Source organism: Streptomyces sp. AA1529 (assembly GCF_000280905.1).
Taxonomy (GTDB): Bacteria; Actinomycetota; Actinomycetes; order Streptomycetales; family Streptomycetaceae; genus Streptomyces.
Window position 1 is genome coordinate 62038 of record NZ_ALAP01000058.1, and the last position, 6940, is coordinate 68977.

Annotated in this window: 8 protein-coding genes; 5 read left to right on the forward strand and 3 right to left on the reverse strand. The window is 73.6% G+C overall.

The annotated features are described in order from the left end of the window. Positions 1–66 precede the first annotated feature (66 nt). Positions 67–672 carry a LysE family translocator gene (locus tag A949_RS0117490; RefSeq protein ID WP_019357318.1) on the reverse strand — a complete coding sequence of 202 codons (606 nt, stop codon included), beginning with the start codon at positions 670–672 and terminating at the stop codon, positions 67–69. A 28-nt stretch (positions 673–700) separates the two neighbouring features. Here A949_RS0117490 and pdxR point away from each other — a divergent pair, with 28 nt between their 5' ends. Beyond that, positions 701–2269, forward strand: coding sequence for a MocR-like pyridoxine biosynthesis transcription factor PdxR (pdxR, locus tag A949_RS0117495; protein WP_019357319.1), 1569 nt, complete (start codon positions 701–703; stop codon positions 2267–2269). 4 nt (positions 2270–2273) lie between these two features. Here pdxR and A949_RS0117500 read toward each other — a convergent pair whose 3' ends face one another. Further along, positions 2274–2675, reverse strand: a complete 402-nt coding sequence (locus A949_RS0117500; RefSeq protein WP_019357320.1) for a VOC family protein — start codon at positions 2673–2675, stop codon at positions 2274–2276. Positions 2676–2719: 44 nt separating this feature from the next. Between A949_RS0117500 and A949_RS0117505 the strand changes: the two genes are divergently transcribed. Beyond that, on the forward strand, positions 2720–3271 hold the full coding sequence (locus A949_RS0117505; protein WP_019357321.1) for a GNAT family N-acetyltransferase: 552 nt from the start codon (positions 2720–2722) through the stop codon (positions 3269–3271). Positions 3272–3295: 24 nt separating this feature from the next. Here A949_RS0117505 and A949_RS0117510 read toward each other — a convergent pair whose 3' ends face one another. Then, positions 3296–4024, reverse strand: a complete 729-nt coding sequence (locus A949_RS0117510; protein ID WP_019357322.1) for a glycerophosphodiester phosphodiesterase — start codon at positions 4022–4024, stop codon at positions 3296–3298. A 280-nt stretch (positions 4025–4304) separates the two neighbouring features. Between A949_RS0117510 and A949_RS0117515 the strand changes: the two genes are divergently transcribed. The 3 genes from A949_RS0117515 to A949_RS0117525 form a co-directional block, all read left to right on the forward strand. Then, on the forward strand, positions 4305–5717 hold the full coding sequence (locus A949_RS0117515; protein WP_026004757.1) for a DUF6421 family protein: 1413 nt from the start codon (positions 4305–4307) through the stop codon (positions 5715–5717). A gap of 53 nt (positions 5718–5770) precedes the next feature. Continuing rightward, positions 5771–6553, forward strand: coding sequence for an SDR family NAD(P)-dependent oxidoreductase (locus A949_RS0117520; protein WP_019357324.1), 783 nt, complete (start codon positions 5771–5773; stop codon positions 6551–6553). Then, positions 6532–6940 (forward strand): beta-eliminating lyase-related protein (locus A949_RS0117525; protein ID WP_019357325.1); only part of this gene is annotated, 409 nt, incomplete at its 3' end. The genes A949_RS0117520 and A949_RS0117525, both read left to right, overlap by 22 nt.

Below are 6940 nucleotides of genomic sequence, written 5' to 3' on the forward strand. Positions count from 1 at the left end.
GGTGCGGTCACCGGCCGCGGCGCGTGCGGTCACCGGCCGTGGAACGGAGACCGGTCGCCGGGACGGTCAGAAGAAGGCGAGACGGGCGCCGAGCGCCGCGAACGCCCCGGCGAACGAGCGGCGCAGCCACCGGACCACCCGGGGCCGGGAGACGATGTGGTCGCGCATGGCCGCGGCCGCCAGCCCGTAGCCCGCGAAGACCAGCAGCGTCAGCAGCATGAAGACGCCGCTGAGTTCGGCCATGCGCCACACCGCGTGCGGGTCCTCCAGCCGGACGAACTGCGGCAGGAATGCCAGGAAGAACAAGGTCAGCTTCGGGTTGAGGCAGTTGAGCAGAACGGCCGACCCGATCACCCGGGACGCCGAGCGCGGAGCGCTCCCCGGTTCGCCCGGCGCTCCCAGGGTGCTGGTGTCCCGCAGCGTGCCCCACGCCATCCACAGCAGATAGGCCCCGCCCGCGTACTTGAGGATCTGGAAGGCCACCGCACTGGTGTGCAGCAGCGCGGCCAGACCGCAGAGCGTCGCCAGTGCCTGCGGCAGGATGCCGAGCGTGCAGCCCAGGGCCGCCACCAGGCTGGTCCGTCTGCCGTGCGCGAGTCCGGCGGCGATGGTGAACAGCACCCCCGTGCCCGGGGTCAGTACCACGACGAGTGCGGTCAGCAGAAACTCCATGCCTCGACCCTCGCGGCACAATGGGCCGGTGAACAGAGCCAAAGGATCTCCGGTCGACAGGACCAAAGGGACCGCGGAGCCCGGCGCCCGGGACGCTGCCCGCACCCCGGCCGCCTCCGACTTCCTCCAGCTCACCGCGGAGGAGGCGCCCCGCGGCGGTCTGTCCGACTGGCTGGTCGGACGGATCAGGTGCGCCATCGCCGACGGCCGGCTGCCGACCGGCAGCAGGCTGCCCGCCACCCGGGTGCTGGCCGCCGACCTGAGGGTCTCGCGCGGGGTGGTGACCGAGTCCTATCGTCGGCTGGTCGAGGACGGACACGTGGTGGGCCGCGGCCGCTCGGGCACGGTGGTGGCCGCGACCCCGCTGAACGGCGCGCGTGGCGCGGCCGGCACCCTCGGCGCGGCGGCCCCGGGCGGGACCGCCATCGGGTCCCACCCGGCCGCCGGGGTGTTCGACACCCCGCCGGGGACCGATGTCTTCGACACCTTCCGCGCCGCACCGGCCCGCATCGACCTGTCGCCGGGGCTCCCCGACCTCGCGGCGTTCCCCCGTACCGCCTGGCTGCGCGCCGAGCGCGCGGTGCTCGCCGAGGCGCCCTCCGGCGCCCTCGGGTACGGCGACCCGCGCGGCGCCCCGGAGCTGCGTCGCGCGGTCGCCGGATGGCTGCGCGTCAACCGGGGTGTCACGGCCGCGCCCGAGGAGATCATCATCGTCGCCGGTACCGCGCAGGCTCTCGGTCTGGTGGCACAGGTGCTGCGGGCCGACGGGGTCGACCGGCTCGCCGTCGAGGACCCCTGCTCCCTCGGTGCGCGCCAGCATCTGCACAGCTGGGGACTGCGGACCCCGCCCGTACCGGTGGACGGCGACGGTGTACGTATCGACGCGCTCCGCACCTCCGGGGCGTCCGCCGTGCTGCTGACGCCCGCTCATCAGTTCCCCACCGGTGTCGTGCTCGGCGGCGAGCGGCGGCGCGAGCTGGTCCGCTGGGCGGGCGAGGGCGGCCTGGTCGTCGAGGACGACTACGACGCCGAACACCGCTACGACCGGGCGCCGGTGGCCGCGCTCGCTGCGCTGGCGCCGGACCGGGTCTGCTACCTGGGCAGTGTCTCCAAACTCCTGGCACCCGCGCTCCGCGTCGGCTGGCTGCTGGCGCCCGCCCGCCACCGTGCGGCGCTGACCGACGCCAAACGCTTCGCCGACCTCGGCAACGCCGTCCTGCCGCAGCTCGCACTCGCCAGGCTGATGGAGTCCGGAGCCCTGGAACGCCAGCTGCGGCTCGTCCGGCGTCGCCACCGGATCCGCCGCGACGCGATGATCGCGGCGCTCCGCACCCGGCTGCCGCAGGCTCGTGTGCACGGTGCCGCCGCGGGGCTGCATCTGACGGTGACCTTCCCGCCCGGCGTCGACGACACCGCCCTCGCCTCCCGCGCCCTCGCGCACGGCGTCAAGACCCAGCCGCTGTCCTGGCACACCCAGTGCCCCGGCCGCCCCGGCCTCGTCCTCGGTTACGCCGCCGCCACCCCCTCGGCCGTCGCGGAGGGCGTCGCGGTGCTCGCCGGGCTGCTGCCCGCCGCCGGGCCGGGGCGCGGCGTCTGAGGGGTCAGATGCCGGGCCGGTGGCGCAGCGGGTGGTCGGCCGGGATCTGCACCAGGACCAGCCGGTGCCCGTCCGGGTCGGCGATCCACATCTCGATCAGGCCCCAGGGCTCCTGGACGGGCGGGCGCAGGATCTCCGCGCCCGCCGCGCGCAGCTCCTCGTGCGCCGCGGCCACGTCGGCGACCTGGAGCCAGAGCTGGAGGGCGGGCTGCGGCTCTCCGGGGGTCTCCGAGCGGCGCCCGGAGACCTCCAGGAAGCCGCCGCCCAGAAAGTAGACGGTGCCCCGCTCCGGTCCGGTACCGAACTCGCGGGCGATCTCCAGACCGAGCGTCCGCCCGTAGAAGGCCCGTGACGTGTCCGGATCGGTGGGCCGCAGCAGTACCCGGCTGCTCAGTACATGCACCATGCCCGCACTCTAGTTCCGCGGTGCTCCGGATAGGGTCGGCGGACATGAGCGACACGGCACAGCGGGGCGGGCTGCCCCTGACCTTCCGGCGCGCCGCCGAGGCGGACATCCCGGCACTGACCGCACTCGTGGAGTCCGCCTACCGGGGCGAGGCGAGCCGGGCGGGCTGGACCACCGAGGCCGATCTGCTCGAAGGGCAGCGCACCGACCCGGAGGGAGTCGCCGCGGTCGTCCGCGACCCGAAGAGCATTCTGCTGGCCGTCGAGCGGGACGGCGCTCTCGTCGCCTGCTGCCAGCTGGAACACCGTGGTGCGGAGGCGTACTTCGGCATGTTCGCCGTCAGTCCGCTGCTGCAGGGCGGCGGCGTCGGCCGCGCGGTCCTGGCCGAGGCGGAGCGCACGGTCCGTGCCGAGTGGGGCGCCGAGCGGATGCGGATGCAGGTGATCCGGCAGCGTGCGGAGCTGATCGCCTGGTACGAACGGCGCGGCTACCGCCGGACCGGCGAGCTGAGCCCCTTCCCCTACGGCGACCAGCGTTTCGGTCTGCCGCAGCGCCCTGACCTGGCCTTCGAGCTGCTGGTCAAGCCGCTGGGGTGATCCCGCACGCGGCGGGCCGCGAGGTCAGGAGGCGGCGCTCTCGGGTGCCGGGTTCCCTTGCGCTCCGCCGCCGAGCGGGCGCCGGGCCGCCTGCCCGATCGCGGGCAGATCGGTGACGACGCCGTCCAGCCCCAGCTCCCGGGCGCGGGCCAGTTCCGCCTCGGTGTTCACCGTCCAGCTGATCACCTGGATCCCGGCGGCATGCGCCCGCTCGACGATGCCGGCCTCCAGGTGCCGCAGCTCCAGCGAGACCATCCCGGCGCCCAGTTCCCGGGCGCGCTCCGGGGCCGTCGGCGAGGAGCGCCCGGCCACCAGGACCAGCGGCATCGCCGGCAGGTGCTCGCGGGTCTCGCGCAGCGCGTCGGCGTGGAAGGAGATGACGGTCACCCGGTCGTGCAGGTCCCGCTTGCCGATCGTCTCGGCGAGCACCCGTGCCGCGGCCCGGTCCTTGATCTCGGCCTGCAGCGGGCTGGACACCGCGTCCACGACCTCGTCGAAGACCGGCACCCGCTCGCCCCGCCCCGCGTCCAGCCGGCGCAGCTCGGCCAGGGTGAGGCCGCCGATCGGCCCGCTGCCGTCGGTCGTGCGGTCCACGTCCGCGTCGTGCATCACCACCAGCTCGCCGTCGCTGCTCAGGTGCAGGTCGAGTTCGAGGACGTCGAGCCCCTCGCGTTCGGCGCGGACGAAGGAGCGCAGCGTGTTCTCGGGCTCGACGCCCATCACTCCGCGGTGTCCGACGGTCAGCAGTGGCACGGCGCGCTCGCTTTCGGCGGGGACGGCAGTGGCCGCCCACCCTAGCGGCCCGCCGCGGGGCGCCGCGGCACCGCCGGGGCAGGCCCTGCTCCGGCGCCGGTCCGCATACTGCGCAGAGCGAGGGGAACTGGGAAAGGCGACGGCTTCATCGGCGCTGTGCCGAAAAAACAACGGCCTACCCCGGGTTCGTGCAGGATATTCTCCTGCATCCTCCCCTTGAGTGCGGACGCCCGTCCGGATACGGTTCTCCTACGCGAGTTTCTCCTGTGGAGGGGTCAACATGACGGAAATTCTTTCGCCCGCGCCCGCACCGGGCGGTGTTTCGCCGTCCCCGGGCGGAGCCGCCGAAAGTGTGGCCGCGCACCCCGCCTGGTCGGTCCTCAAGGCTGCCGTGGAGGCGGTGCGCCCCGCGCAGTCCAAGGACGGCTCGATCGACTTCGACGCCGAGGATGCTCCCGCCCGTGCGGACATCCGGGCCGAGCTGGACCGGGTGGTGGCCGCTGTGCAGGAGCTCTCCCCGCTGCTGCCGCACGACGCCGACTACCACCGCGCCCTCGTGGCCGACCTGCGCCGCTGGGCCGACGACGGCTTCGGTGTGCCCGACTTCCTCGACTCGCTGCTCGCCTTCCAGCCCGCGGCCGACCGCGCCGACGGCCTCCAGCACCTGGTCGTCTTCCCCATGTACACGCAGAACGGCAACCCGGACCGGAACCTGGAGGCGGTCGTCCTGCGCATGGTCTGGCCCGACTGGCTGGCCGAGCTGGAGCGCACCCGCTACGACAACCCGCTCTTCTGCGGGATCACCTTCGAGGACTTCACCGCGGGCTACGACACGCACTCCGCGGTGCTCTTCCCGGAGACCATCGCCGTCCGCGAGGCGCCCGAGCGCTTCACCTGGGGCGGTATCTTCTGCGACCGCGAGGCGGCCCGCTTCCGCCGGGTCGTCGAGGCGGCCTGCGAGGTCACCAGCCTGGAGCTGCCCGAGGACGCCCGCGGCCTGCTGGCCGACCAGGAGCGCTGCCAGCAGACCTTCGTCCTGTGGGACATGGTGCACGACCGCACCCACAGCCACGGCGACCTGCCGTTCGACCCGTTCATGATCAAGCAGCGGCAGCCGTTCTGGATGTACGGCCTGGAGGAGCTGCGCTGCGACCTGACCGCCTTCCACGAGGCGGTCAAGCTCGAGGGCGACGGTCTGCCGCAGGGCCGGGACGTGCAGTACGCGGTCATCCTGGAGCGGCTCTTCCGCTTCCCGGTCACCGGAGCGCGCAAGCGCAACTACGACGGCCTCGGCGGGCAGCTCCTGTTCGCCTACCTCCACCAGCACGACGCGCTGCGCTGGCGGGACAACAAGCTCTCCATCGACTGGGACCTGGCCCGCCGGGTCACCGTCGCGCTGCGCGAGGAGATCGAGGAGCTCTACCGCGCCGGTATCGACCGGCCCAAGATCGTCCACTGGTTCAAGGCGTATGAGCTGGTCTCCCGCTACCTGGCCCCGCACCCCGGCTCCACCTGGGCCAAGGGTCCCGACGCGCTGGATCTGACCCTTCCGCCGCGCAAGCTGGTCGACGAGGTGCTGCCGGACGAGTTTCCGCTCAGCATGTTCTACGAAGCCCTCGCGAAGAAGCTCCGCGGTGTGATCGCATCGACCGAGGGCATCACCGCGCACGGCCCCGTCCGGGCCGCCGCGTGAGCGGGCCGCCCCAGGGGCGCAGCGGTGGGCAGCAGCACGAGGAGGCGACGGAGATGACGGACAGCACGACACGGCGCGGGTACGAGGGGAACGGCGAGGGCAGCCTCCAGGGCCGGGTGGTCGCGGTCGCCGGGGCCGCCGGTCCGGCCGGACAGGCGACACTGCTGCGGCTCGCGGAGGAGGGTGCCACCGTCGTCGCCTGCGACGCGGACGCGGAGCGCCTCGCCCAGGCCGTGGACGCCGCGCGCTTCGCGCACGGGGGAGCCACCGTGACGGGCGACACCGTCAACCTGCTCAGCCTGGAGGAGACCCGGGCCTGGGCGGACAAGACGGAGAAGGAGTTCGGCCGGATCGACGGCCTGGTGCACCTGGTCGGGGGCTGGCGCGGCTCGGCCTCGTTCGCCGAGACCGACCTGTCCGACTGGGACACCCTGCACAACCTGCTGGTGCGCACCCTCCAGCACACCTCCCTGGCCTTCGAGGGCGCGCTCAAGCGCGCGGGTGACGGCCGGTTCCTGCTGATCAGCGCACTGGGCGCCAGCAAGCCGACCGCCGGCAACGCCGCCTACGCCGCCTCCAAGGCCGCGGCCGAGGCGTGGACACTGGCGCTCGGCGACTCCTTCCGCAAGGCGGGGGGCGAGAGCGGGCCGGCGGCGGCCGCTGTCATCCTGGTGGTCAAGGCGCTGGTGCACGACCAGATGCGGGCCGACCGGCCGAACGCGAAGTTCGCGGGCTTCACGGATGTCGAGGACCTCGCCAAGGCCGTCGCCGACACCTGGAACGAGCCCGCCGAAGAGCTGAACGGAACCCGCCTGTGGCTGACGCCCAACCCCTGAACCGACCCGGCCGCCCCGGGGAGACACCGGGCACCGACGCCAAGCGCCGCCACGACCCGGAGATCCGCGGTTTCGCCAGCGACAACTACGCGGGCGCGCACCCCGAGATCCTCGCGGCGCTGGCGCTGGCCAACGGCGGGCACCAGTCGGCCTACGGCGCCGACGACTACACCGAGCACCTCCAGACGGTCGTGCGCAGCCACTTCGGGCAGCGCGCCGAGGCATTCCCGGTCTTCAACGGGACCGGTGCCAACGTCGTCGCGCTGCAGGCGGTGACCGACCGCTGGGGTGCGGTGATCTGCGCCGACACCGCGCACATCCACGTCGACGAGTGCGGGGCGCCCGAGCGGGTCGGCGGCCTCAAGCTGCTCACCGTGCCCACGCCGG

Coding starts and splice junctions, on each gene's coding strand:
- A949_RS0117500 (WP_019357320.1), bottom strand. CDS start 2,675: ATGGTGCATGTACTGAGCAGCCGGGTACTGCTGCGGCCCACCGATCCG.
- A949_RS0117490 (WP_019357318.1), bottom strand. CDS start 672: ATGGAGTTTCTGCTGACCGCACTCGTCGTGGTACTGACCCCGGGCACG.
- A949_RS0117505 (WP_019357321.1), top strand. CDS start 2,720: ATGAGCGACACGGCACAGCGGGGCGGGCTGCCCCTGACCTTCCGGCGC.
- A949_RS0117515 (WP_026004757.1), top strand. CDS start 4,305: ATGACGGAAATTCTTTCGCCCGCGCCCGCACCGGGCGGTGTTTCGCCG.
- A949_RS0117520 (WP_019357324.1), top strand. CDS start 5,771: ATGACGGACAGCACGACACGGCGCGGGTACGAGGGGAACGGCGAGGGC.